At 73.8% G+C, this 24,510-nt stretch carries 20 protein-coding genes; 6 read left to right on the top strand and 14 right to left on the bottom strand.

The genetic code is table 11. The features are described from left to right. Positions 1-139 precede the first annotated feature (139 nt). From infB to rimP, 4 genes are all read right to left on the bottom strand, one after another. Positions 140-3,295, bottom strand: a complete 3,156-nt coding sequence (gene infB / locus ACIO5D_RS34235) for a translation initiation factor IF-2 (protein WP_400659093.1) — start codon at positions 3,293-3,295, stop codon at positions 140-142. A gap of 247 nt (positions 3,296-3,542) precedes the next feature. Next, a complete protein-coding gene (locus ACIO5D_RS34230) occupies positions 3,543-3,791 on the bottom strand; it encodes a YlxR family protein (protein ID WP_400659091.1) in 249 nt (82 codons plus the stop codon). A 127-nt stretch (positions 3,792-3,918) separates the two neighbouring features. Then, complete coding sequence (gene nusA / locus ACIO5D_RS34225; RefSeq protein ID WP_363611178.1) at positions 3,919-4,932, bottom strand: transcription termination factor NusA; 1,014 nt, start codon at positions 4,930-4,932, stop codon at positions 3,919-3,921. A gap of 54 nt (positions 4,933-4,986) precedes the next feature. Next, complete coding sequence (rimP, locus tag ACIO5D_RS34220) at positions 4,987-5,553, bottom strand: ribosome maturation factor RimP (protein ID WP_400659088.1); 567 nt, start codon at positions 5,551-5,553, stop codon at positions 4,987-4,989. A gap of 304 nt (positions 5,554-5,857) precedes the next feature. Between rimP and ACIO5D_RS34215 the strand changes: the two genes are divergently transcribed. Both ACIO5D_RS34215 and ACIO5D_RS34210 read left to right on the top strand, forming a co-directional pair. Further along, a complete protein-coding gene (locus ACIO5D_RS34215; RefSeq protein WP_400800030.1) occupies positions 5,858-6,985 on the top strand; it encodes a ferritin-like domain-containing protein in 1,128 nt (375 codons plus the stop codon). Positions 6,986-7,112: 127 nt separating this feature from the next. Continuing rightward, positions 7,113-8,036, top strand: coding sequence for an aminoglycoside phosphotransferase family protein (locus tag ACIO5D_RS34210; protein WP_400659086.1), 924 nt, complete (start codon positions 7,113-7,115; stop codon positions 8,034-8,036). Here the strand turns inward: ACIO5D_RS34210 and ACIO5D_RS34205 are convergent. From ACIO5D_RS34205 to dxr, 5 genes are all read right to left on the bottom strand, one after another. Next, positions 8,009-8,578 (bottom strand): GNAT family N-acetyltransferase, encoded by a 570-nt coding sequence (locus ACIO5D_RS34205; RefSeq protein WP_363611172.1) that lies wholly within the window; start codon positions 8,576-8,578, stop codon positions 8,009-8,011. The genes ACIO5D_RS34210 and ACIO5D_RS34205 overlap by 28 nt on opposite strands. A 43-nt stretch (positions 8,579-8,621) precedes the next feature. Next, complete coding sequence (locus ACIO5D_RS34200) at positions 8,622-9,497, bottom strand: GNAT family N-acetyltransferase (protein WP_363611238.1); 876 nt, start codon at positions 9,495-9,497, stop codon at positions 8,622-8,624. A 148-nt stretch (positions 9,498-9,645) separates the two neighbouring features. Next, on the bottom strand, positions 9,646-10,806 hold the full coding sequence (gene ispG / locus ACIO5D_RS34195; RefSeq protein ID WP_363611170.1) for a flavodoxin-dependent (E)-4-hydroxy-3-methylbut-2-enyl-diphosphate synthase: 1,161 nt from the start codon (positions 10,804-10,806) through the stop codon (positions 9,646-9,648). A gap of 129 nt (positions 10,807-10,935) precedes the next feature. Then, positions 10,936-12,240, bottom strand: a complete 1,305-nt coding sequence (locus ACIO5D_RS34190) for a site-2 protease family protein (protein ID WP_363611168.1) — start codon at positions 12,238-12,240, stop codon at positions 10,936-10,938. Between the two features lie 56 nt (positions 12,241-12,296). Then, complete coding sequence (gene dxr, locus ACIO5D_RS34185; protein ID WP_363611166.1) at positions 12,297-13,526, bottom strand: 1-deoxy-D-xylulose-5-phosphate reductoisomerase; 1,230 nt, start codon at positions 13,524-13,526, stop codon at positions 12,297-12,299. 101 nt (positions 13,527-13,627) lie between these two features. On the opposite strand from dxr, the gene ACIO5D_RS34180 reads away from it, so the two are divergent. Next, on the top strand, positions 13,628-14,260 hold the full coding sequence (locus ACIO5D_RS34180) for an NAD(P)H-binding protein (protein WP_400800027.1): 633 nt from the start codon (positions 13,628-13,630) through the stop codon (positions 14,258-14,260). 63 nt (positions 14,261-14,323) lie between these two features. Here the strand turns inward: ACIO5D_RS34180 and ACIO5D_RS34175 are convergent, their stop codons facing one another. From ACIO5D_RS34175 to ACIO5D_RS34165, 3 genes are all read right to left on the bottom strand, one after another. Then, a complete protein-coding gene (locus tag ACIO5D_RS34175) occupies positions 14,324-15,766 on the bottom strand; it encodes an aldehyde dehydrogenase family protein (protein WP_400659083.1) in 1,443 nt (480 codons plus the stop codon). Positions 15,767-15,955: 189 nt separating this feature from the next. Beyond that, the gene (locus ACIO5D_RS34170) at positions 15,956-17,521 is read right to left on the bottom strand and encodes a PucR family transcriptional regulator (protein WP_363611160.1); all 1,566 of its coding nucleotides are present in this window, start codon (positions 17,519-17,521) and stop codon (positions 15,956-15,958) included. 175 nt (positions 17,522-17,696) lie between these two features. Continuing rightward, the gene (locus ACIO5D_RS34165; protein ID WP_400800004.1) at positions 17,697-19,718 is read right to left on the bottom strand and encodes an ATP-binding protein; all 2,022 of its coding nucleotides are present in this window, start codon (positions 19,716-19,718) and stop codon (positions 17,697-17,699) included. A 299-nt stretch (positions 19,719-20,017) separates the two neighbouring features. Between ACIO5D_RS34165 and gabT the strand changes: the two genes are divergently transcribed. Together gabT and ACIO5D_RS34155 are read left to right on the top strand one after the other, a co-directional pair. Further along, entirely contained in the window at positions 20,018-21,358 is a 1,341-nt protein-coding gene (gene gabT, locus ACIO5D_RS34160) for a 4-aminobutyrate--2-oxoglutarate transaminase (RefSeq protein ID WP_363611156.1), read from the top strand. A 484-nt stretch (positions 21,359-21,842) separates the two neighbouring features. Beyond that, positions 21,843-22,502, top strand: a complete 660-nt coding sequence (locus ACIO5D_RS34155; RefSeq protein WP_400659078.1) for a phosphatase PAP2 family protein — start codon at positions 21,843-21,845, stop codon at positions 22,500-22,502. 3 nt (positions 22,503-22,505) lie between these two features. On the opposite strand, the gene ACIO5D_RS34150 is transcribed toward ACIO5D_RS34155, so the two are convergent. Further along, on the bottom strand, positions 22,506-22,841 hold the full coding sequence (locus tag ACIO5D_RS34150; protein WP_400659076.1) for a DUF2218 domain-containing protein: 336 nt from the start codon (positions 22,839-22,841) through the stop codon (positions 22,506-22,508). Between the two features lie 180 nt (positions 22,842-23,021). Here ACIO5D_RS34150 and ACIO5D_RS34145 point away from each other — a divergent pair, with 180 nt between their 5' ends. Further along, a complete protein-coding gene (locus tag ACIO5D_RS34145) occupies positions 23,022-23,585 on the top strand; it encodes a MarR family winged helix-turn-helix transcriptional regulator (protein ID WP_400800001.1) in 564 nt (187 codons plus the stop codon). Here ACIO5D_RS34145 and ACIO5D_RS34140 read toward each other — a convergent pair. Then, entirely contained in the window at positions 23,476-24,417 is a 942-nt protein-coding gene (locus ACIO5D_RS34140; protein ID WP_400659131.1) for an EamA family transporter, read from the bottom strand. The two genes, ACIO5D_RS34145 and ACIO5D_RS34140, sit on opposite strands and share 110 nt — an antisense overlap. Positions 24,418-24,510: the final 93 nt, after the last annotated feature.

The raw sequence follows: 24,510 nt of genomic DNA, 5'->3' as shown, positions 1-24,510 counted from the left end.
TCTCGCCGACCTGGAGGCCTCGGGGGCAGCCCTGAACCGGGCTGATACTGCTACATCTGACTACCCCGGACCCTACACAGCGAGACCGGGGCCGGTCGACGGAAATACCACCCGTCGACCGGCCCCGGCAGCCACTCGCCTACGCGCGCGGCTTCTCGCGCATCTCGTACGTCTCGATGACGTCGTCGACCTTGATGTCGTTGAACGACCCCAGGGTCACACCGGCCTCGAAGCCCTCGCGGACCTCGGTCGCGTCGTCCTTGAAGCGGCGCAGACCCTCGATGGTGAGGCTCTCCGCCACGACCTTGCCGTCGCGGATGAGGCGGGCCTTGGCGTTGCGGCGCAGCAGGCCCTCGCGGACCAGGACACCGGCGATGTTGCCGAACTTGGAGGAGCGGAACACCTCGCGGATCTCCGCGGAGCCGAGGCGCACCTCCTCGTACTCGGGCTTGAGCTTGCCCTTGAGGGCCGACTCGATCTCCTCGATCGCCTGGTAGATGACCGAGTAGTACCGGACGTCCACGCCTTCCTTGTCGGCCGCGGTACGCGCACGGCCTTCGGCGCGCACGTTGAAGCCGATGATGATGGCGTCCGAGCCCATCGCCAGGTCCACGTCGGACTCGGTGATGGCACCCACACCGCGGTGCAGGACCCGGAGTTCGACCTCCTCGCCCACGTCCAGCTTGACGAGGGCGTCCTCGAGGGCCTCGACCGAACCGGAGACGTCACCCTTGATGATGAGGTTGAGCTGCTCGATGGAGCCGGCGGCGATGGCCTTGTCCAGGTCCTCCAGGGACACCCGGACCCGACGCTGCGCGAAGGCGGCGTTGCGGTCGCGGGCCGAGCGCTTCTCGGCGATCTGACGGGCGGTGCGGTCCTCGTCGACGACGATGAAGCTGTCGCCGGCGCGGGGCACCGAGGTCAGACCGAGCAGCAGCACCGGACGGGACGGGCCCGCCTCGGCGAGGTTGTTGCCGTTCTCGTCGAGCATCGCGCGGACGCGGCCGTAGGCGTCGCCGACCACGATCGAGTCACCGACGCGGAGGGTACCGCGCTGCACGAGCACGGTCGCCATGGCGCCGCGGCCCTTGTCGAGGTGGGCTTCGATCGCAATACCCTGCGCGTCCTGGTCGGGGTTGGCCCGCAGGTCGAGCGAGGCGTCGGCGGTCAGCACGACCGCCTCCAGCAGCTGGTCGATGTTCAGACCCTGGCGCGCGGAGATGTCGACGAACATGGTGTCGCCGCCGTACTCCTCGGCCACCAGACCGAACTCGGTCAGCTGACCGCGGACCTTGGTCGGGTCCGCGCCCTCGACGTCGATCTTGTTGACGGCGACCACGATCGGCACACCCGCGGCCTTGGCGTGGTTCAGCGCCTCGACCGTCTGCGGCATGACACCGTCGTTGGCCGCGACCACCAGGATCGCGATGTCGGTGGACTTGGCACCACGGGCACGCATGGCGGAGAACGCCTCGTGACCCGGGGTGTCGAGGAAGGTGATCGGACGCTCTTCGCCGTTGACGACGGTCGCGACCTGGTAGGCACCGATGTGCTGGGTGATGCCACCGGCCTCGCCGGCCACCACGTTGGACTTGCGGATGGCGTCCAGCAGGCGGGTCTTACCGTGGTCGACGTGACCCATGACGGTGACGACCGGCGGGCGCGGGGCCAGCTGGTCCTCGTCGCCCTCGTCGGCACCGAAGTCGATGTCGAACGACTCCAGCAGCTCGCGGTCCTCGTCGTCCCGGCTGACGATCTCCAGGATGAAGCCCATCTCGCCGGCCAGCAGCTCGAGGGTCGCGTCGGAGACCGACTGGGTCGCGGTGACCATCTCACCGAGGTTGAACATCACCGAGACGAGCGCGGCCGGGTTGGCGTTGATCTTCTCCGCGAAGTCCATCAGCGAGGCGCCGCTCGACAGGCGAACGGTCTGGCCGTTGCCGCGGGGCAGCATCACACCGCCGACGGACGGGGCCTGCATGGCCTCGTACTCCTGGCGCTTCGCCCGCTTCGACTTGCGACCGCGAGCCGGGCGACCGCCCGGGCCACGACCGAAGGCGCCCTGCGTGCCACCACGGGCACCCGGGCCGCCGGGACGGCCACTGAAGCCACCCGGACGCGGGCCGAAGCCACCGCCGCCACCCGGGGCACCGCCACCGGGACGCGGGCCGCCGAAGCCGCCACCGGCCGGACGCGAGCCCGGACCGGCCGGACGGCCGGCGAAGCCGGGACGGGCACCGCCCGGAGCACCCGGACGGCCGCCGGGGCCACCCGGACCACGGCCGCCGGGGCCGGGACGCGGGCCCGGAGCCGGACGCTGCGGCATCATGCCCGGGTTCGGGCGCGGCATGCCGGACGGGGTCGGGCCACCGGGGCGCGGACCGGCCGGACGGGGCATGCCGTCGGGACGCGGGGCACCACCGGGACGGGGGGCACCGGCACCGGGGGCACCGGCCGGACGCGGACGGTCGCCACCCGGACGGGGGGCACCGGCACCGGGGGCACCGGCCGGACGCGGACGGTCACCGCCCGGACGCGGACGGTCGCCACCCTGCGCGCCGGGGGCACCGGCCGGACGCGGACGGTCGCCACCCGGACGCGCCGGACGGTCGCCGCCCTGCGCACCCGGGGCACCCGGACGGGCACCGGGCGCACCCTGACGACGCTCGCCGGGGCGGGCCATACCGGTGGCACTGCCCGAGGTGAACGGGTTGTTGCCCGGACGCGGACCGGCCGGACGCGGGCCCGGACGGGCGCCACCGGCGGCAGGACCGGCCGCCGGACGCGGGGCCTGGGCGGCCGGACGCGCGGCGGGGGCGTCGCCGGCCGGAGCCGGCGAGGAGAACTCGGCCGCCGGAGCAGCCGGGGCCGCGGGCGCGGCAGCGGCGGGGCGAGCCGCCGGGCGCGGGCCCGGGGTCGGCGCCGCGGCGGGACGCGGGGTCGCGGCGGGCGCGGCCGGGGCGGCGGGAGCCGCGGCGGCCGGGGTGGGACGGGGGCCCGGGGTCGCGGCAGGGCGCGGACCCGGGGTCGGGGCACCCGGCTTGGGTGCGGCCGCGCCGGCGGCGGAGCCACCGGCGGGCTGGGGCGCCGCGGGCTTGCGCGGGCCCGGCTTGGCAGCGGAACCGCCACCGGTGGGGGCCACTCCCAGCGCGTCAGTCAACTTGCGTACGACCGGCGCCTCGATCGTCGAGGACGCCGAACGGACAAACTCGCCGAGCTCGGTGAGCTTGGCCATGACGGCCTTGCTCTCCAAGCCAAGCTCCTTGGCGAGTTCGTAAACCCGGACCTTAGCCACTTCACTCCTGTCTATGAGTCCGGGGTGTCTCGTCCGCCGGACCGTCGCTACTTCATGGGCGTACCCATCGCGTACTCATCGCGTACTCATCGAGTGCTCATCGCAATCTCGACCTACTTCCACATCGCGAGGTACCTGACTGGTGGCACGGCGCGCGGCTGCCCGAGCGCTGTGCTTGTTGCGGTGGTTCTCCGCCGCAGAGCGGCGGCCGTAGCGGAAGGTGCCCACCGGGCGGGCCTGAGTGGACTCAGGGCCCCGGGGTGTCGCCTGCCCGCTCCTCGATGTACTCGCGGAGCCGCTCCGTGTCGAGCGTGCCCTGGAGCCGGAAGGCCCGGGGGAACGCCCGACGGCGGACCGCGAGGTCGAGGCAGGCCGGTTCGGGGTGCAGGTACGCGCCCCGGCCCGGCAGTGCGCCACGGGGGTCGGGGACGCAGACGCCCTCAACCGCCGTGACACGCAACAGCTGGTGCTTGGCCGCTCGCTTGCGGCAGCCCACGCAGGTGCGTTCCGGGCGTGCTCGGACATGCGTCCGGCCAGACGAAGGCAAGTCTACCCCTCCGAAGGGACATGGCGCCGCCCCGCCGATCCGGGAAGGACCGGCGGGGGGCCTGTGACGACGCTGACTACTGGTCCGAGGATTCCCGGCCGCCGTTCTCCGGCTGCCCCTCGGTGTCCGGGCGGATGTCGATCCGCCAGCCGGTGAGGCGGGCGGCCAGGCGGGCGTTCTGCCCCTCCTTGCCGATCGCCAGCGACAGCTGGTAGTCCGGCACGATCACCCGTGCGGAGCGCTGGGCGAAGTCGACGATCTCCACACTGGTCACCCGTGCGGGGGACAGCGCGGCGGCGACCATCTCCCGCGGGTCCTCCGACCAGTCCACGATGTCGATCTTCTCGCCGTGCAGCTCGCCCATCACCGCGCGCACCCGGCTGCCCATCGGGCCGATGCAGGCGCCCTTGGCGTTCAGCCCGGCCCGGCGCGACCAGACCGCGATCTTGGTGCGGTGACCGGCCTCACGGGCGATCGCCGCGATCTCCACGCTGCCGTCCGCGATCTCCGGGACCTCCAGCGCGAACAGCTTCTTCACCAGGCTGGGGTGGGTGCGCGAGAGCGTCACCGAGGCGCCGCGGACACCGCGCCGCACCGCCACCACGTAGCACTTCAGACGGGTGCCGTGCCGGTAGTCCTCGCCCGGGACCTGCTCCTGCGGCGGCAGGATGGCCTCCAGCTTGCCGATGTCCACCAGCACGTTCTTCGGGTCGTTGCCCTGCTGGACGACACCGGTGACGATGTCGCCCTCCTTGCCCGCGTACTCGCCGAACGTCTGGTCGTCGGCGGCGTCGCGCAGACGCTGCATCATCACCTGGATGCCGATGCTGGACGCGATCCGGCCGAAGCCGCTCGGGGTGTCGTCGAACTCCTTCGGCTCGACGCCCTCCTCCAGCTCGGCCGGGTCCTCGGTCGCCCACACGGTGACATGGCCCGACTTGCGGTCCAGCTCGACCCGGGCGCGGCGGCGCGAGCCCTCGGTGCGGTGGTACGCGGTGAGGAGGGCGGACTCGATGGACTCGACCAGCAGGTCGAAGGGGATGTTCTTCTCGTTAACCAGCGTGCGCAGGGCGCTCATGTCGATGTCCACGGCTACGCCTCCTCGTCTTTCGTCACGTACATGGTGCGGTCGGTGCGCAGGTCGTCACTCCGCACCGTCGTCCCCCTCCTCGGGGGCGTCGTCGTCCGCCGAGGCGTCCGCGAAGTCCTCGGCCTCGTCGAGGAGCTGCTCGTCCTTGCGGTTGAACTCCACCTGGACGCGGGCCCGCGCCACCTCGGCGTACTCCAGACGGCGCTCCTTGGCCCGGCCCCGGCCCTTCACCGGCTGGACCTCGACCAGCGCGCCGTCCTCGTCCGCCTCCAGCACCCGGGCGACGATCTCGCCGCCGTCGGACAGGTGGATCCTGGCCAGCCGGCCCTCGGCCCGGCGCCAGTGGCGGGGCTCGGTGAGCGGACGCTCCGCGCCCGGCGAACCGACCTCCAGCACATACGCGCCGGAGCCCATCACGTCGGACTCGTCCAGGGCCTCGCCGACCACGCGGCTGAACTCGGCGATGGCGTCCAGGTCCACGCCGCCGTCGGCGTCCACGTCGATCTGCACCTGGCGGCGGCTGCCCGTCTGGGTGACCTTGACGTCCTCCAGGTCCAGGCCCGACTGAGCGGCCAGCGGCTCCAGCAACGCGCGCAGCCGGTCGGTGTGGGTGGTGCTCATCCGGGTGGACTCCTCGGCCGCGTCTGCTGTTGTCAGAAGGTCGCTCCGCGTCCCCTGGCGCCGGTCGGGCGCAGACCGGGTCGCGGCAGCTCGGCCCAAAGCCTATCCGGTGAAGCCGCCAACCACCGATTCCGGGCAGCGCACGGCCGCCCGCGCGACACCCACTGCGAGCAAGGTCACACCGGCGGGCCGGGACGCGGTGTGATCGAATCCGTGCCCGGCTACGTGAGGATTCTGTAATCATTCACGCCAACGAGGGCAGGCGGGCAGGCCGTCCTCCCGTACACGCCCCGGAGTGACGACGATGCAGCCGCCCAGCCGACGGACCTTCCTGGCCCTTGGGCTGCTCCTCACCGCGGGCGGCGCGCTCACCGCCTGCACCGGCTCCCACGACGGCGACGGCGGCGGGCCAGGCGACCGCCGCCGCCCCGACCCGGACGAGCCGGTCCGGCTGCGCGCCGTCACCGACACCGACACCCTGCTCGCCGGGTACGACGCCCTGCTGGCCGGTCCGGGTGCCGGGCAGGCCGCGCAGCTCCAGCCGCTGCGGGCCGAGGTGGTCCAGCACCGGGCCGCGCTGGCCGCCGGGCTGCCGACGGCTTCGGTCTCCCCCGGTACCGCCGCCTCCTCCGCGTCCGCGTCCCTGTCGCTGTCCCCGTCCACGGCACCGACCTCGGCCGTCGGTACCGAGGCCGCGCTCGCCTCGCTCGAACGGCAGACCGCGCAGGCCCGGCTCGCCGACCTCGGCGCCGCCTCGCCCCAGCTGGCCCGGCTGCTCGCCTCCGTCTCCGCCGCCGGGGTCCTGCACGCCGTCGCCCTCGGCGACGACGCCCCGCCGACCACCCCGGCCCCGCCACCGCCCGTACCGTCCGCCGCTCCCACCACCGCCCCGTCCTCCTCCTCGCCCTCCCCGTCGGGGCCGGCCTCGCCCCCGGCGGCCGCCAGTGGGGCGGGGCTGAGCCCGGAGGCCGTCACCGCCCTCCAGCGCGCGCTGAGCTCCGAACACGCCGCCGTCTACGGCTACGGCGTGGTCGGCGCCCGGCTCCCCGACGACCAGCAGCGCGCCGACGCCCGGACCGCCCTGGCCGCCCACCAGGCCCGGCGGGACGCCTGGCAGCGGGTGCTCGGCGGGGTCGGCGTCACCCCGAGCGCCGCGGCCGCCGGGTACCAGCTGCCGTTCGCCGTCACCGACGCGGCGGGCGCGGGCCGGCTCGCCGCCCATATCGAGACCCGCCTCGCGGCCGTCTACGCCGACCTGGTCGCCGCCACCACCGGCCCCCAGCGCGCCACCGCCGCCGACTCCCTGCGCGACAGCGCCCTGCGTGCCCGGCGCTGGGGCGCCGCCGCCACCCCCTTCCCCGGCCTCCCCGACCCGGCCGTCCCCACCCCCGGCACCACCGGCCCCGGCACGACCCCGACACCGACCGCCTGACCTGCGGTCCCGCCGCCCGCCGGGCTTCCCCCGCTCATCCCCTTCGCGTCGCTGACCTGCGGTTTCGCAGATATGGCCGACAATGGACGGGTAGTACCACGGGGGAAGCGCCAACCGGAAGGCCAGCATGTCGGCAGCACCAGGGCAGATCACCGTCCCCGCCTGGCTGACGCACAGCGTCGGCGAGGGCGAGGGTGAAGCGGGGCGGCGCTGGCTGGCCGGGCTGCCCGCGCACGTGGCCACCCATCTGGCCCGCTGGAACCTCACCCTGGAGCGGGTGCTCGACCCCGGGGGCGCGCTGAGCCTGATCGGGTACGTCCGACGCGACGACCTCACCCCCGCCGTCCTCAAGGCCGGCCTGCTCACCCCGGAGACCGCCCAGGAGCACGCCGCCCTCACCCACTGGGCCGGCCGCGGCGCCGTCCTGCTGCTGGACGCCGACCCCGCCGAGGGGATGCTGCTGCTGGAGCGGCTGCACGGCGAGATCCCGCTGCGCTCGCTGGCCGAGCCGAAGGCGATGCTGGAGGCCACCAGCCTGCTGCGCCGGCTCTGGACGCCGGCGCCCAAGAGCCACCCCTACCAGAGCCTGGCCGGCCGGGTGGCCGTCGGCTCCGACGGCCTGCGCCGCCACCGCGAACTGCCCGGCGCGGCCGAGGCCGCCGCCCTGGTGGCCGAGGCCCTGGAGACCGCCGAGGGACTGCTCGCCTCCACCGACGAGATGTTCCTGCTGCACGGCGACTTCCACCACGGCAATGTGCTCGCCGCCGACCGCGCGCCCTGGCTGGCGATCGATCCCCGCCCACTGGTCGGCGAACGCGCCTACGACCTGGCCCGGCTGGCCCTGGACCGGGCGGACACCCTGATCGGCTCCCCGGGCGCGGCCGCCGCGGCCCGCCGCCGGCTGCGTCAGCTCTCCGACGCCCTGGAGGTGGAACAGGACCGGCTGCGCGGCTGGACGCTGTTCCGCGCGGCCGACCTCGGCCTGCGCGCCCTGGCGGCGGGCCGCCGGGAGGACGCCGAGCTCTACCTGGAGTTCGCCGGAGTGCTCTGACCCGGCCCGCGCAACGGCAGCGGGGCGCCCATCACCGCGTACAGGCGGTCGGTGTTCGGGAAGTGCACCGCGCGGGCGAGGTCCCGGTAGCCGAGCGAGCGGTAGAGGCGGCGGGCGGGCGTCTCGGCGTCGATCGCGGAGAGGATGCTGCGCGGCCGCCCGGACCGCTCGCAGAGCGTCCGGATCAGACCGGAGCCGATCCCCTGCCCCTGGAACTCGGGCAGCACGTGCAGTTCGGTGACCGCGAAGACGTCGTCCAGCCAGTCGCCGTACCCGCGCGCCTCCAGGTAGGGCTCGATCACGCTGCTCCACCAGTGCTCGCGGTGGTTGGGCATCCCGTACCCGAAGCCGACCAGCCGGCCGCCGCTCAGCGCGCCGAGCGCGATCACCCCGGGCTGCTGGGCGTGCCGCCCGACGATGTGCAGCCGTACCGCGACCTCCTCGGGCGTCAGCCCGAACGCCACCGCCTGGACATCGAGGGCCTGCGGCGCCCACGTCGCAAGGTCGATGGCCTCGATCGTCACCCCGGTCAGCTGATCCATGCCCCGGACGTTACTACCCGTCCGGCCCGCCCGCGGGCGGAGGTCAGAACAGGACGCTCATGAAGGCGCCGACCTCGCGGAAGCCCACCCGCCGATAGGCCGCCCGGGCCCGCAGGTTGTAGTCGTTGACGTACAGCGAGACCACCGGGGCGACCTCGCGCAGGGCGATGTCCAGCACGGCCGCCATGCCCGTCTCGGACAGGCCCTGACCGCGGTACTCGGGGGCCACCCAGACGCCCTGGATCTGGCAGGCGCCCTCCGTGACGGCCCCGACCTCGGCCTTGAACACCACCCGGCCGTCCTCGGTGATCCGGGCGAACGAGCGCCCGGCGGAGACGAGTTCGGCGATCCGGGCCTGGTAGAGCAGCCCGCCGTCGCCGGCCAGCGGGGAGACCCCGACCTCCTCGGTGAACATCGCCACACAGGCCGGCATCAGCGTCTCGATCTCGTTCCGCCGCACCCGCCGCACCAGCGGGTCGGGGTCGATCTCGGCCGACGGCACCGCGGTGGCGAGCAGTGGCTGGTGGGCCCGGATCTCGCGGGGCGGGCCCCAACTGCGTTCCAGCAGTGCCCAGAGGGCGGCGGTGGGCCCGGCCGGGCCCACGATCGAGGAGCAGCGGCGGCCCTGCCGGCGGGCGCGTTCGGCGAAGGCCTGGACGGCCTGCGGCCCGGCGTTCACCAGGACCAGGTTGGCCCCGGCGTAGCAGAGCGCGTCCAGCTCACCGCGCTCGTCGTACCAGCCCCACATCTCGCCGCCGAGCCGCCAGGGATCGAGACCGACCGCCTCGACCCGGGTGGCGACGAAGGCGTTGGCGACCGGGTCCCGGCGGAGCACCTCCAGGGTGTCCGCGAGGTCGGGTGCCTCCAGGACGCGGGTGGTCGCCAGGGCCCGGGCGGCCTGGAACGAGCTGGGGAGCATCGCACCTCGATCGAGCATCGAGACAGCACCTCACTAGACGACTCTGGCCGCACCCTATCCCGTGGCCCCACCCGGCTACGGCCGCGGGGCCGTCCGCGCACGGACGGCCCCGCCTTCGGAAAACACCGCGATCAAACCACCCGCGTGGTCACTCGCCCGCGACGACGGTCGGAGCACCCGCCTCGACGCCGTCGGCCTGCATCTGCTCGGCGAGCTTGAGAGCCTCCTCGATCAGCGTCTCGACGATCTTCGACTCGGGGACGGTCTTGATGACCTCGCCCTTGACGAAGATCTGGCCCTTGCCGTTGCCCGAGGCGACCCCGAGGTCGGCCTCACGGGCCTCGCCGGGACCGTTGACGACGCAGCCCATGACCGCGACGCGCAGCGGCACCTCCATGCCCTCCAGGCCGGCGGTGACCTCCTCGGCGAGCTTGTAGACGTCGACCTGGGCGCGGCCGCAGGACGGGCAGGAGACGATCTCCAGGCCGCGCTGACGCAGGCCGAGGGACTCCAGGATCTGGTTGCCGACCTTGATCTCCTCGGCCGGCGGGGCCGAGAGCGAGACCCGGATGGTGTCGCCGATGCCCTCGGCGAGCAGCGCGCCGAAGGCGACCGCGGACTTGATGGTGCCCTGGAAGGACGGACCGGCCTCGGTCACGCCGAGGTGCAGCGGGTAGTCGCAGGCGGCGGCGAGCTGACGGTAGGCGTTGATCATCACGACCGGGTCGTTGTGCTTGACCGAGATCTTGATGTCGCGGAAGTCGTGCTCCTCGAACAGCGAGCACTCCCAGAGCGCGGACTCCACCAGCGCCTCGGGGGTGGCCCGGCCGTACTTCTCCAGCAGGCGCTTGTCGAGCGAGCCCGCGTTGACGCCGATCCGGATCGGCGTCCCGGCGGCCCTGGCGGCCTTGGCGATCTCGCCGACCTTGTCGTCGAAGGCCTTGATGTTGCCCGGGTTCACGCGGACCGCGGCGCAGCCGGCGTCGATCGCGGCGAAGACGTACTTCGGCTGGAAGTGGATGTCGGCGATGACCGGGATCTGGGACTTCTTCGCGATGATCGGCAGCGCGTCCGCGTCGTCCTGGGAGGGGACGGCGACCCGCACGATCTGACAGCCGGAGGCGGTCAGCTGCGCGATCTGCTGCAGCGTGGCGTTGATGTCCGAGGTCACCGTGGTGGTCATGGACTGCACCGACACGGGGGCGTCGCCGCCGACCGGTACGTTGCCGACCATGATCTGCCGGGAGACACGGCGCCGGGCGAGCGGCTTGAGCGGCAGGGACGGAATACCGAGCGAGATCGCGGTCATGTGCGCAGGGTTCCCCGGGGTTGAGGTCGTCGGTCCGGCGGGTAGGGACAGCCGGGCCGGGCACGCCGATGTCCGCGTACCCGGCCTCCAACGGTACGGCACCCGGCCGGGGCCGGGCACACCCGCCGGCTAGCTGATCTTGACCGGGTTGACCAGGTCGGCGACCAGCACCAGCAGGGTGAAGCCGATGAAGACGCTGGCCACCACGTACGCCAGCGGCATCAGCCGGGCGACGTCGAAGGGGCCCGGGTCCGGCCGCTTGAACAGACGCGCGGTGCGCCGGCGGATCGACTCCCAGACCGCGCCGGCGATGTGACCGCCGTCCAGCGGCAGCAGCGGCAGCATGTTGAACAGGAAGAGCGACAGGTTGATGCCGGCCAGCAGGTTCACGAAGGTGGCGATCCGCTGGCTGCCGGGGATCTCGAGCGAGAAGACCTCGCCGCTGACCCGGGCCGCGCCGACCATGCCGATCGGCGAGTCGGCGTCCCGCGGGGTGCCGTCCACCACCGAATGCCAGAGGCCCGGGATCTTGCCGGGCAGGGCGACCAGCGACTTCACCCCGCCCTCGGCCATGTCGTACATACGGTCGAGAGACTGGCCGAAGCCCAGCCGGACGACCCCGCTGCTCGGCGTGAAGCCGAGGAAGCCGGCCTGCACGGTCTGGCCCTTGAGCGGGATGTTGTTGGCGTCGTACTTCTGGACGTCGTTGACGGCGATGGTCGGGGTGAGGGTGAGCTGCTGCCCGCCGCGCTCCACCACGATCGGCACGGTCTTCCCGGCCGACCTGCGGATGTCCGCCTGGAGCTGGTCGTAGCTGCCGATCCGGTCCCCGTCGAAGGAGAGGACCTTGTCCCCCGGCTTCAGCCCGGCCTTGAACGCCGGGGCCGGCAGGGCGTCCGCGGGACACTCGTCGGTGGGCTGGCCGGCCTTGACGACGCACTCCGAGACGGTGCGGATGGTGGGCACCGCCATCGTGACGCCGAAGCCCATCATCACCGTCAGGAACAGCCCGAAAGCCAGGATCAGGTTCATGAACGGGCCCGCGAACATCACGATGACGCGCTTCCACGGCTTGCGGGTGTAGAAGAGCCGCTGCTCGTCACCCTCCTGGAGCTCCTCGTAGGAGGCCTCCCGGGCGTCCTCGATCATCGTCCGCCAGGGCGAGCTGCTGCGCTGGGTGATCCGCCCGTCCTCGCCGGGCGGGAACATCCCGATCATGCGGATGTACCCGCCCAGCGGGATCGCCTTGATGCCGTACTCGGTGTCACCCCTGCGCCGGGACCAGATGGTCGGGCCGAAGCCGACCATGTACTGCGGCACCCTGATGCCGAACAGCTTCGCCGTCGAGAGGTGGCCGAGCTCGTGCCAGGCGATCGAGAAGAGCAGCCCGACCGCGAAGACCAGGATGCCGACCACCGTCAAAACCGTTGCCACCGCTGGTCCTCCGTCATGCCGCTCCGCTCGTCGTCGTCAGGGGTCGTGCGCCGTCGTCAGCCGGCCGCCAGCTCGCGGGCCCGGGCGCGGGCCCAGTCCTCCGCGTGCAGGACGTCCTCGACGGTCGGAGAAGTTCCCGACGCCGGGGTGCCGTGTTCGGCCACGACCTTGGCAACAGTGTCCACGATTCCCGTGAAAGCGAGGCGGCCGTTCAGGAACGCGTCCACGCACTCCTCGTTGGCGGCGTTGAAAACGGCCGGCACGGTACCGCCCAGCGAGCCCACCTCGCGGGCCAGCTCCACCGCCGGGAAGGCCTCGTTGTCCAGCGGGAAGAACTCCCAGGTGGCGGCCTTGGTCCAGTCGCAGCCCGGCGCCGCGTCCGGCACCCGGTCCGGCCAGCCCAGCCCCAGCGCGATCGGCATCCGCATGTCCGGCGGACTGGCCTGCGCCAGGGTGGAACCGTCGGTGAACTCCACCATCGAGTGCACCACCGACTGCGGATGGACCACGACCTCGATCCGGTCGAACGGCACGTCGTACAGCAGGTGCGCCTCGATCACCTCCAGCCCCTTGTTCACCAGGGTGGCCGAGTTGACCGTGACCACCGGGCCCATCGCCCAGGTCGGGTGCGCCAGCGCGTCCGCCGGGGTGACGCCCGCCAGCTGCTCGCGGGTCCGCCGGCGGAACGGGCCGCCGCTCGCGGTGACCACCAGCTTGCGGACCTCGGCCCGGGTACCGCCGGCCAGCACCTGGAACAGCGCGGCGTGCTCCGAGTCCACCGGCACGATCTGCCCCGGCTTCGCCACCGCCTTCACCAGCGGGCCGCCGACGATCAGCGACTCCTTGTTGGCCAGCACCAGCACCCGGCCCGCCGCCAGGGCGGCCAGCGTGGGACGCAGCCCGATCGAGCCGGTGATGCCGTTCAGCACCGAGTGGCACTCCATCCCGGCCAGCTCGGTCGCCGCGTCCGGACCGGCCAGCACGGCGGGCAGCGCACGGCCGCCGGCCCTGGCGGCCAGCGCCTCGCGCAGCGCCGGCTCGGCGGCCGGGTCGGCGACCGCCACCGTGTGCACGCCCAGCCGCAGGGCCTGCTCGGCGAGCAGCTCCACCCGGCCGCCGGCCGCCGACAGGGCGACCACGGAGAAACGGTCCGGGTTGCGGAGCACCACGTCGATGGCCTGGGTGCCGATCGACCCGGTGGAACCGAGGATCACCAGCTCCCGGGGAGCGGACGGGTCCTGCACGGTCGGCGTGAAACGCAGCTGCGGGTGGGCAAGCGAAGTCATGCGCCCATTGTGTCCTGCCCGGCGGCCTCCACAGGACGCCGGGACACCCCCCGGCTACCGTCGGAGCCATGCGTACCGTCATCGCGGGGGGCCACGGATAGATCGCGCTCAAGCTGGAGCGGCTGCTTGCCGAGCGCGGCGACCGGCCCGCCGGGATCATCCGCCGGCCCGAACAGGCCGGGGACCTGGTGGACGCCGGCGCCGAGCCGCTGACGCTCGACCTGGAGGCCGCCACCGCCCCCGAGCTCGCCCGGCTGCTCACCGGCGCCGACGCGGTGGTCTTCGCCGCCGGAGCCGGTCCGGGCAGCGGCGCCGCCCGGAAGAACACCGTCGACCGCGACGCGGCCGTCCTGCTCGCCGACGCCGCCGAACTCGCCGGCGTCCGGCGCTACCTGATCATCTCCTCGACGGGCGCCGACGCCGCGGCCCGCTACCCCGCCGACCCGGTCTTCGAGACCTACCTGCGGGCCAAGGGCGCGGCCGACGACGCCGTCCGGGCCCGCACCACGCTGGACTGGACGGTGCTGCGCCCCGGCCGGCTCACCGACGGCCCGGGCACCGGCCTGGTCCGGCTCGCCCCCTCGGCCGGGCGCGGCGCGGTGGACCGGGCCGACGTGGCCGCCGTGCTGGCGGCGCTGCTGCACGAACCGGGCACGGCCGGGCGGACGCTGGAACTGGTCTCGGGCGACACCACCGTGGCCGAGGCCGTCGCGGCCGTGACCGGGCGCGGCTGAGGCCGCCACGACACGCCGGGGGCCCGGCACCGCGCGCGGTGCCGGGCCCCTGCTACGGCCGGATCAGAGGTCGAGGCCGGTGAGGACCAGGACCTTCTCCACCGTGTAGTCGTCCATCGCGTACTTGACGCCCTCGCGGCCGACGCCGGAGTCCTTGACGCCGCCGTACGGCATCTGGTCGGCGCGGTAGGAGGGGGCGTCACCGATGATCACGCCGCCGACCTCCAGCTCCCGGTGGGCGCGGAAGGCGGTCTGCAGGTCGTGGGTGAACACGCCGGCCTGCAGGCCGAAGGCGGAGTCGTTGACGGCGGCGAAGGCCTCGTCGGTGCCCTCCACCCGGTGCAGCGACAGGACCGGGCCGAACACCTCGGACTTCGCCAGGATCGCGTCGGCCGGCAGCTCGGCCAGCACGGTCGGGGCGTAGGTCGCGCCCTCGCGGGTGCCGCCGGTGAGGACCTTGGCGCCCTTGGCGACCGCGTCGTCCACCCAGGACTCCACCCGCTTGGCGGCGTTCTCGTCCACCAGCGGGCCGACCTCGGTGGCCTCGTCGTTCGGGTCACCGGTGACCTGGGCCTTGACCTTGGCCACGACCTTCTCCACCAGCGCGTCGTAGACGGACGCGTCGGCGATCACCCGCTGCACCGAGATGCAGGACTGGCCGCCCTGGTAGTTGGCGAACATCGCGATCCGGGCGGCGGCCCAGTCCAGGTCCTCCTCCGAGGACCAGTCGGCGAGCACCACGGCCGCGGCGTTGCCGCCGAGCTCCAGGGTGGTGTGCTTGCGCGGCACCGAGTCCATGATCTGGTAGCCGACCTTGTCCGAACCGGTGAAGGAGATCACCGGCAGGCGCGGGTCCTGAACCAGGGCGGGCATCCGGTCGTTCGGCACCGGCAGGATGCTCCAGGAGCCGGCCGGCAGATCGGTCTCGGCCAGGATCTCGCCCAGCACCATCGCGGAGAGCGGGGTGGCCGGAGCCGGCTTGAGGATGATCGGGGCGCCGACCGCGATCGCCGGGGCCACCTTGTGGGCGACCAGGTTCAGCGGGAAGTTGAACGGGGCGATGCCCAGCACCACACCACGCGGGAAGCGGCGCACCACCGCGAAGCGGCCGGTGCCGCCCGGGTCGGTGTCCAGCCGCATGGTCTCGCCGTTGGTACGGCGGGCCTCCTCGGCGGCCCAGCGGAAGACGGAGACGGCCCGGCCCAGCTCGCCGCGGGCCCACTTGATCGGCTTGCCGTTCTCGGCGGTGATCAGCTGGGCGATCTCCTCGGTGCGCTCGGCCAGACGCTTGGCCACGTGGTCCAGCGCGGCGGCGCGGACATGCGCGGGGGTCGCGGCGAACACCGGCAGCGCGGCGACGGCGGCGTCCAGCGCCTCCTCGACCTGGGCCTCGCTCGGGATGCCGACCTTGCCGACCAGGCGGCCGTCCCAGCTGTTGTACACCTCGAAGTCCGCGTCGCCGCTCGCCCGGCGGCCGGCCAGCCAGAAATCGTACGTGGTGGTCACCGTGGTACCGGCCCTCTCCTCGTCGTCCTCAGGGCCCCACGAACGTGGGACCTGAACCGAGGGTAGGGGCGGCGGCGCGCCGACCGGATTGGCCACCGAGTAGCGTTCGCGGGCGCCGCCACTCCACCACGTCCAGCGGGCCCGCCGCTCCCGCGACTTCCGCCGCTTCCGCCGTTCCGGTCGCTCCCGTCACTCCTCGCCGGAACGCAGCGCCAGCCAGAGCTCCATCCGCACATCGGTGTCGTCCAGCGAACGGCCGAGCAGTTCCTCGACCCGCCGCATCCGGTAGCGCAGGGTGTGCCGGTGCACGCCCAGATCGGCGGCGGCCGCGTCCCACTGCCCGTGTCTGGACAGCCAGGCCCGCAGCGAGGCCACCAGGTCGCCGCGCGCGGTGCGATCGTGCTCGCGCAGCGGGCGCAGGAGCCCCTCCGCGAAGGCCGTCACGGCGTCCTCGCCGAGCAGGGGCAGCAGCGAACCCGCGCCGACCTCCTCGTGGTCCACCGAACGGCGGCCACCGCGCAGCGCCACCGCCAGCGCCCGCTCGGCCTGCGCGTGAGCGGTACCCGACTCCTCCAGCCCGGCCGGCGCCGAGACGCCCAACGACAGGCCCTCGTGCTCCTCCACCGCGCCGAGACAGGCCCGGTGCACCGCGCCGTTGTCCAGCGCCAGCACCATCAGCCGCGGCCCGTGCGCGCCGTCCTCCCGCGCCACCAGCAGCTTCTCCCCCACCCGGGCGCCGGCCTGCTCGGCCCGGTCGCCCAGCTCCCCGAGCGCCTCCGCGGCGTCCACGCCCTGCGCGGCACCGGCCACCATCACCCGTATCGTCCCCTCCGGCAGACCGCCGAACAGCCCGACCGCCACCTGCCGGGCCGTCCCCACCTCGCCCGCCAGCACCATCCGCAGCAGCGCGGCGCCCATCCGCTCCTCGGCCTGCCGCAGCTCCCGGGAACGCTCCAGGGTCAGGGTCAGCAGCGCCACCGCCGCGTTCAGCACATACCGCTCGGTCGGGGTGATCCGGTCCTCGGTACCGACCGCGAGAAAACCCCTCGCCCGACGGTCCGCGCCCAGCGACTGGACCACCACGTAGTCCTCGTCCGCCGTGTCTATCCCCGGCGAACGGCCCTGCAACGCGGCGCTCGACGGCGCCGGACGGCGGCGCAGCCGGTCCACCTCGGCCGCCAGCCGGCCGGCCCGACGGGCCGCCCAGTCCGGAGCCACCACCGAGAGCGCGCCCGAACCGTCGTACAGCGCCGCCCAGCCGCCCAGCCGGGCCGCCAGCCGGCGGACCACCGCCGTGGTGCCGTCCTTGCCGAGCGCCGCCCGGGTCAGCTCCTCCTGCGCCTCGAAGCTGGTCGTCACCGCCTCGTACTGCTCGGCGGCGAGCGCCGCCGAGACCACCTTGCTGATCGCGATGAACGGCGTCGGCTCCGGCACCCGCAGCAGCGGCAGCCCGCGCTGGGCGGCCGCGTCCACCAGCGGCTGCGGCACCTCCGTGTGCGACAGGCCCACGCCGAGGCCCAGCCCCACCACGCCCGCGTCGGCCAGCCGGTGCACATACGCCTGGAGCCGGGCGGCGGTGCGGCCCAGCTTGATCCCGGTGGTGAGCAGCAGCTCACCACCCTCGAGGAACGGCGTCGGATCGTCCAGCTCGCTGGTGTGCACCCAGCGAACCGGCCGTTCCAGATGGTCCCCACCGGCGAGGACCGTCAGATGGAGCGAGGTGTTGCGGACGACGGAGGCGAGTGTGGGAGGCATGGCACCTTCGGGGGAACGACCCGACCGCGCCGTTGCGGCCGGGCGAGGAGAGGGGCGGAGGGTCTGACGAGGGTCTCTCCCCTTCATTATGGACGCTCCGGACAACCGGCACTGCCGAATCCACCTCCGAGGCGATACCTGGGGGCGCCGTCCCGGCGGAACGCGGCCCGCCGGTTCAGTCCCGCAGGTCCACCAGCAACGGCGGCACCTGCTCCCCCGACACCGCTGTCAGCGACACCACCGCGTGCCCCGCCGGCAGCGCGTGCGCGAGGTCCGACGGCGACCAGCGCAGCCGCTCCACCTCCCGGGTGGTGACGGACTCGGTCTGCGCCGTGGTCCCCGACAACGCCTTGCGCCCCAGCCGCCCGGCCCGGCGCAGCAGGCCGCCCGAGGTGTCCGGAGTGTGCGTCACCGCCGTCTCGCGGACCAGATGCGTACCCCAGGCCTCGGAGAACAGCCGCCCGTCCCACGGCGCGATCCCCGGGAACGCCATCCGGCAGCCGACCGCGCCGAACAGCGGCGCCCGCAGCGCCTCCGGCAGGTCCACCAGGGTCCGCAGCAGCAGCACGGCGCCCGCGTTGGCCCCGCGCATCCGCTGCAGACCCCGGACGGTGTGGGCGTCCAGCGCCGCCGAGACGTCGTCCACCACCAGGCCGGCGAAGAGCGACCGGTCCTCGCGAACGCCGGCGGCCTGGACGAACTGGCCCACCACCAGCCGCGAGAGCATCCGCGCCGCCTCCGGGTGACCGCGCTCGGGCAGCTTCACCCGCACCCGCAGCGGATGGTCCAGCACCCGCATCGCGAACGGCGGCCGACCGGTCCCGTCGGTCGCGAACGCCCCCTCGAAGGCCGGGCGGTCCAGCAGCGCCAACCGGTCCGCCAACAGCGCCCCCGGATCGTCCGCCCGGCCCCGCTGGCGCTCACGGTGGGCCAGGTCCCGCTCGTACAGGGCCAGCCGGCCGGCCGTCCCGAGCGCCTTCGCCAGGGCGCCCAGCGCCTCCGTCTCACCCCCGAGCAGCGCCCGCAGTTCGCGCACACCCGGGTAGCGGCCGTACGCGGCGTGGAACGGGCCGACCACCTGCTGAAGCGCCGTCCGGGCGCTCTCCGCGCGGGCCGTCAACTCGTCCGGCAGCAGCGCCTCGGCCAGCCGGGCGGCCGCCTCGTCCGGATCCCGCGCCGCGCCGTAGAGGTCCAGGCCGTACGCCGAGCCCGGGTCGCCCGGGGCGATCACCACGTCGTACCAGGCGTCCGGCCCGAGGTCCGTCTCCGCCGATCCGATCACCACCGCGCACGCCGTGCCGGCCAGTGCCTGCAGGCAGAGCGCCTCGGCCACCGGCCGGGCCAGCCGCGCCGTCTTCCCCGTCCCGGCCGGGCCGACCGCCAGCAGCGAGGTGCCGAGCACGGCCGGGTCCAGCGCGAAGCCGGCGGCCCGGTGCGTCAGCGGGTTCTTCGGCACGTCCTGGGTGGTGCCGAGCCGGACCTGACGCAGCAGCAGATCGTGCTGCTCGTCCCGCCCCGGCAGCTCCCGCACCTCGGAGGGGTGCGCGAACGCCGCCGCGCCGCGGGCCGCCACCTGGGCGACGAAGGCCGGCACGAACACCGGATCCGCCTGCGCCGACTCCCACGCCTGCCGAATCCGCACGTAGTCGATGTCGCCGACCGCCTCCCCGTCCAGCCGCCCGGCGGCCACGCCTGCCCCGCCGGCCCGCAGCACGGCCCAGGGGTCGGCCGACCGGGCCGCCGCCTCCACCACCTCGGCGTCCGCCGCGGGCGCCTCCTGGGTCACGGTGCGCGACAGCAGCGGCGCCACGTAGCGCCGCCACACCTCCGGCCAGCGGCCCATCCGGCCGAAGACCTTGATCACGACGGCGAGGACGACCGCGTTCAACGTCAGCACGACCGATAGGGCGACGAACGCCGATCGGGAAGGGAGCACTCCGATCAGCGTCGTCCCCTCCTTGGCCAGCTCGACGCCGTACACATAGGCCAGCCACCCCACCACTGCGTTCAGCACCGCACGAAGGAGCAACGGCCACGTCGGAACCCTGCCGGCCTCCGCCCGGTCGGGGTCGATCTGCCGGTAACCCTGCCGGTAGATGCCGGGGGCGGCCTCCGGCCGCGGGGCCGCGACCCAGGCGGAGAGGTCGAAGGCGGGCCCGGCCGCACCCGTCGGGCGGTGGGGGCGTTGGTGGGGCATGGGTGCAGGGGGTGGGGCTGTCGCCCGCTCGCCGTGGCTCCGCGCCCCGTCCAGTCCCATGTACGGCCCCGCTCCCTCGCCCGCCCGGCCCGACGTCGTCGGTGCCGCCATACCCATGCCGCCGCACCGGCGACACGCCCGCGCTCAATGTAGTGGAGCGAAGCCGCCGGGCCGTCGCACTACCCGCGCTGGCCGCCTCGGACAAGTCGGACGGCTGAGTGCTACCGAGTGGCGCATGCCCGGCCGGGGAGGGCGGCCGTAGCCTGCGAAGCACCGAGCCGAGAAGTCTGGAGAAACCCATGAGCGCCGCAACGCCGCTCCCGCAGGAGCGCCGCCTGGTCACCGCGATCCCCGGTCCGAAGTCGCAGGAGCTGCAGGCCCGCAAGCTGGGTGCGGTGGCGGCCGGCGTCGGCACCACCCTGCCGGTGTACGTGTCCCGTGCCAACGGGGGCGTCCTGGAGGACGTGGACGGCAACTCGCTGATCGACTTCGGTTCCGGCATCGCCGTGACCAACGTCGGCAACAGCGCCGAGGCCGTGGTGGCCAGGACGACCGAGCAGTTGGCCGCCTTCACCCACACCTGCTTCATGGTGACCCCGTACGAGGGCTACGTGGCCGTGGCCGAGCAGCTCAACGAGCTGACCCCGGGCGACCACGAGAAGCGCACCGCGCTGTTCAACTCGGGCTCCGAGGCGGTCGAGAACGCGGTGAAGATCGCCCGCGCCTACACCAAGCGCACCGCCATCGTGGTGTTCGACCACGGCTACCACGGCCGGACCAACCTCACCATGGGGCTGACGGCGAAGAACATGCCGTACAAGCAGGGCTTCGGCCCGTTCGCCCCGGAGATCTACCGGGTGCCGGTGGCCTACCCGTACCGCTGGCTGACCGGTGCGGAGAACGCCGCCGCCGAGGCCGCCGCGCAGGTCATCGAGACCATCAACAAGCAGATCGGCGCCGACAACGTCGCCGCGATCATCATCGAGCCGATCCAGGGCGAGGGCGGCTTCATCGAGCCGGCCAAGGGCTTCCTGCCGGCGATCGTGGAGTTCGCGAAGGCCAACGGCATCGTCTTCGTCGCGGACGAGATCCAGACCGGTTTCTGCCGTACCGGCCAGTGGTTCGCCTGTGACGACGAGGGCATCGTCCCGGACCTGATCACCACCGCCAAGGGCATCGCCGGCGGTCTGCCGCTGTCCGCGGTGACCGGTCGCGCCGAGATCATGGACGCCGCGCACGCCGGCGGCCTGGGCGGCACCTACGGTGGCAACCCGGTGGCCTGCGCCGCCGCGCTGGGCGCCATCGAGACCATGAAGGAGCAGGACCTCAACGGCAAGGCGCAGCGGATCGGCGAGATCATGCTGGGCCGTCTGCGGGAGATGCAGGAGAAGTTCGGCATCATCGGCGAGGTCCGCGGCCGCGGCGCGATGATCGCCGTCGAGCTGGTGCAGCCGGGTGGCAAGGAGCCGAACGCGGCGGCCACCGCGGCCATCGCCAAGGCCTGCCACGCCGAGGGCCTGGTCGTGCTGACCGCCGGCACCTACGGCAACGTGCTGCGCTTCCTGCCGCCGCTGGTCATCCCGGAGCACCTCCTCAACGAGGGCCTGGACATCCTGGAGGGCGCCTTCGCCGCCCTCTGAGCCGGTGGAGCCCGACAGGTGACACACCCGCCGGAGGGATGTCCGGACAGCGCTGAACGGCCCGTGGGGACCTCTGGTCCCCGCGGGCCGTTCGGTCTGCACCGCCGGTTCGTTACGTTCGGCCGTTCGAGCGGGTTCGAGCCGGTTCGGGCAGCTGTACGGGGGACGCCGCGGCCTGGCCCGGCGGGCGGTGAAGATGCTGTGCGGAATCGCCGAAGCTCCTCGGCGGGGCAAATCCGTTGACGTAGGGTCATGACAGATGGACAGCGAGCCTCAGCCATTGGCGGACCGGTCCGCGGCACCGCCCTCGCCGGCGGATCCGCGAGTCGTCCGCGAGGACGACCGGGCCGCCTCGGAGAAGGCGGCGCACACCGAAGACCGATCGACCGACCGTCCGGCCCACACCCCCCGGGGCGCACGGAACGGCGATCGTCAGAGCCGCCCCGGAGCTACCCCCCCTGCTCCGGGGCGGCCATCTCGCGTCGTGGGCCGCCTGGCCGGATCGGTCGCGCTGCCGCTGGTGCTCGCGGTCGTGCTGGTGCTGGTGTCCTGGCAGGTGGCCGTCGACGGCCCGCTGCTCGGTCTGGACCACTGGGCCCGGCACACCGTCCGGGCGGCCAGGCACGACCTGCACAGCACCCTGCTCAACCACCTCGGCAAGGCGCTGTCGGACCTCGGGAGTTCCGTCCCGGCGGTCCCGGTGCTGCTCACCGGTGGCGCGCTGGCCGCCGGGCGGTCCCGCCGGGCCGGGGCGCCGCGCTGGTGGCTGCCGGCGGTGGTGGCGGTGCTGACGACCGGGCTGATCCCGCTGCTGGTCGTCCCGGCGAAGGCCTGGTTCGCCCGGCCCGGCCCGTTCGGGGTGCCGCTGGCGGCGGACCAGTGGGGCTGGTACCCGTCCGGGCACACGGCCACCGCGACCCTGGCGTACGGCGTCGCCGCGCTGCTGGTGGCCCGTACCGTCGGCGCCCGCGCGGGGCGGCGGCTGACCGCGGGCGCCGTGCTGCTCTCGGTCGGCGTCGGTCTCGGACTGCTGTGGAGCGACTACCACTGGCTGCTGGACGTGGTGGCCAGCTGGTGCCTGGGCGGCCTGGTGCTGTGGGCTCTCGCCCGCCGGCTGCCCCGGGGAGCCGGGCGGCGGGCGTAGTCGTCAGCCCTCGGCGGGCTCGTCGTTGCGGTGGACGAGACCGGGCTCGCCGTTGTCACGGTGCCATTCGACGACCAGTTCGTCGCGGCTGCCGAAGCGCACGAGGTGGCGGCCGACCACGTCCTCCAGGCCGGGCAGCTTCTCGGTCTCGCCCTCGACGGCGAGCAGCAGCGCGTCGGGGGTGGCCTCCAGGGTGGCGGTGCCGGCGCCGAAGGTGAGGGTGCCGCGGCCGGTCTCCTCGGACCAGTGGGCCTCGATCTTGCGGCCCATGTGGCTGGCGAGCTGCTTGGCGTAGCGGGCGGAACGGTCGGTGGTGACGCGGGCTTCGGAGCGGGGCACTGGTCCTCCAGGATCCTGGGAGGGAACTTAGGGTGCCCTCACTCGGGGCTACGCTAACCCAGATACTGAGCCTTGCTCAACATCTTTCCGGATCCGCGCGCCCGGGGCCGGTCCACGCCCCCGCCCCACGGCCGGAACCGGCCGATACCCTGGGGCGGACACCTGCCGAGGAGACCGCCCATGACCACCACGCCGACCGACGACGCGGCGAGCTCCTCCCCCACCCCGGACCCGCCGGACGCCCCGGTGCCGGCCCCGCAGGACACCGCCGCCGAGCTCGCCGACGCGATGACCCGGGCGATCAAACGGATCCGGCGCCGCACCAGCGAGCGACTGGAGCCCTACGGCATCACCCCCGGTCAGGGCCGCGCCCTGCGCACCCTCGCCCACGCACCCGGCTGCGAGCTGCCGGACCGGGCGATGCGGCTGAGCGACCTCGCGGACCGGCTGCACATCGCCCCCCGCTCGGCCACCACCGTGGTCGACGCGCTGGAGGAGGCGGGCCTGGTCGAACGCAGCCCGGACCCGGCCGACCGACGCGCCGTCCGGATCCTGCTGACCGAGGTCGGCCGGTCGGCGGTGGAGCGGATCGGGCAGGTCCGGCACGAGGTGGCGCAGGAGTACTTCGGCCAGGTCAGCCCCGCCGACCAGGACGTGCTGCTGCGAGTGCTGCGCTCCGCCGAGAGCCGCTACGCGGCCGCCACGCCACCACGGCGGACAGCGCCCCCGGGCGCAGCGCGGTGATCCCGATCCCGGCGATCACCAGCAGCGCGGCGCCGGCGGCGAGCGGGCCGACCCGCTCGCCGAGCAGCAGCCAGGCCGAGGACATCCCGAACACCGGGACCAGGAGCGAGTAGGGCGCGACGGCGGTGGCGTCGTAGCTGCGCAGCAGGAAGCTCCAGGCGACGAAGCCGAACAGAGTGGAGACCAGCCCGACGTACCCGATCGCGCCCAGGCCGGCGGGGGTGATGTCGCGCAGCGCCCGCAGGTCGGCGGCCGGGCCCTCGACCAGCAGGGAGAGCCCCAGCAGCGGCAGCGGCGGAACGGCGCTGACCCAGACCATCCAGCGCAGGGCGTCCGGCGGCGCGGCCCGGCGGGTCAGCACATTGGAGAGCCCCCAGGCCAGCGCGGCGAGGACGACCAGGACGAAGGCGCCGAGCGGGCCGCCGAGGCCGCGGTCGACCGCGCTGAGGCCGATGCCGGCGAAGGCGACCGCCAGTCCGGCCAGCCGCTGCCCGCCGGGCCGTTCCCGCAGCAGGACGGCGGCGAACAGCGCGGTGAAGACGGCCTGGCCCTGGAGGACCAGGGAGGAGAGCCCGGCGGGCATCCCGGCGTGCATGCCCAGGAAGAGCAGGCCGAACTTGACCACCCCGAGCGTGAGGCCGACCGCGAGGACCCACCGCCGGGCCACCTTGGGCGGGCCGACGAAGAAGACCGCGGGGACGGCCACGACGGCGAACCGCAGGGCGCAGAAGAGCAGCGGCGGGAAGTTCTCCAGGCCGACGTGGATGAGGACGAAGTTGAGGCCCCAGACGGCGGCCACCAGCACGGCCAGGGCGATGTGACGCGGGCTCATGCTGCCGCCCGGGGCGGCGGGTGCGGTGGTCATGGGTCGAGCATGGCCGCCGAAATCGTGTAGCACCAGCGATGAGTTCTGAAGGTAACCGTT

The organism is Kitasatospora sp. NPDC087315 (assembly GCF_044744345.1).
Lineage (GTDB): Bacteria > Actinomycetota > Actinomycetes > Streptomycetales > Streptomycetaceae > Kitasatospora.
Note: the sequence above shows the minus strand (reverse complement) of the source record. Positions and strands in the feature narration are given on the sequence as shown.